This is a genomic window from Streptomyces hydrogenans, from assembly GCF_014656075.1.
In the GTDB taxonomy this organism is placed as follows: Bacteria; Actinomycetota; Actinomycetes; order Streptomycetales; family Streptomycetaceae; genus Streptomyces; species Streptomyces hydrogenans.
The window spans coordinates 1-1,027 of sequence record NZ_BNBS01000298.1 but is presented as its reverse complement, the minus strand read 5'-3'; the positions used below and the strand labels follow the sequence as shown (position 1 = coordinate 1,027).

General features: G+C 70.7%; 1 protein-coding gene. It reads left to right on the top strand.

Translation table 11 applies throughout. The features are described 5' to 3' along the window. The first annotated feature begins 6 nt into the window (after positions 1-6). Positions 7-996, top strand: coding sequence for a malate dehydrogenase (locus IE321_RS41525; RefSeq protein WP_043225938.1), 990 nt, complete (start codon positions 7-9; stop codon positions 994-996). The last annotated feature ends 31 nt before the right edge of the window (positions 997-1,027 follow it).

The window sequence follows — 1,027 nt, the reverse complement described above, 5'->3', positions numbered from 1 at the left end:
ATCGCCATGACCCGCACTCCCGTGAATGTCACCGTGACCGGCGCGGCCGGCCAGATCGGCTACGCGCTGCTCTTCCGCATCGCCTCCGGCCACCTGCTCGGCGCGGACGTGCCGGTCAAGCTGCGCCTTCTTGAGATCCCGCAGGGCGTCAAGGCCGCCGAGGGCACCGCCATGGAGCTCGACGACTGCGCGTTCCCGCTGCTCAAGGGCATCGACATCTTCGACAACCCGAACGCGGGCTTCGAGGGCGCGAACATCGGTCTGCTCGTCGGCGCCCGCCCGCGCGGCCCGGGCATGGAGCGCGGCGACCTGCTCGCCGCGAACGGCGGCATCTTCAAGCCGCAGGGCGAGGCCATCGCCGCGCACGCCGCGGACGACGTCAAGATCCTGGTCGTCGGCAACCCGGCCAACACCAACGCCCTGATCGCCCAGTCGGCCGCCAAGGGCGTCCCGGCCGAGCGCTTCACCGCGATGACCCGCCTGGACCACAACCGCGCGCTGACGCAGCTGGCCCAGAAGACCGGCTCCTCGGTCACGGACATCAAGCGCCTCACCATCTGGGGCAACCACTCCGCGACCCAGTACCCGGACATCTTCCACGCGGAGATCGCCGGCAAGAACGCCGCCGACGTCGTGAACGACGAGGCGTGGCTGGCCGACACCTTCATCCCGACCGTCGCCAAGCGCGGCGCCGCGATCATCGACGCCCGTGGCGCCTCCTCCGCCGCCTCGGCCGCCAACGCCGCCATCGACCACGTCCACACCTGGGTCAACGGCACCGCCGAGGGCGACTGGACCTCCATGGGCGTCCCGTCGGACGGCTCCTACGGCGTCCCCGAGGGCCTCATCTCGTCCTTCCCCGTCACCTGCAAGGACGGCAAGTACGAGATCGTCCAGGGCCTGGACATCAACGAGTTCTCCCGCACCCGCATCGACGCCTCCGTCAAGGAGCTGTCGGAGGAGCGCGACGCGGTCCGCGAGCTCGGCCTCATCTGAGCCCACCCGTCCGGCGGACGGAGTCCGTCGC

What these genes read in the sequence shown, in the direction of transcription:
- IE321_RS41525 (WP_043225938.1), top strand. Translation starts at nt 7, where the DNA reads ATGACCCGCACTCCCGTGAATGTCACCGTGACCGGCGCGGCCGGCCAG.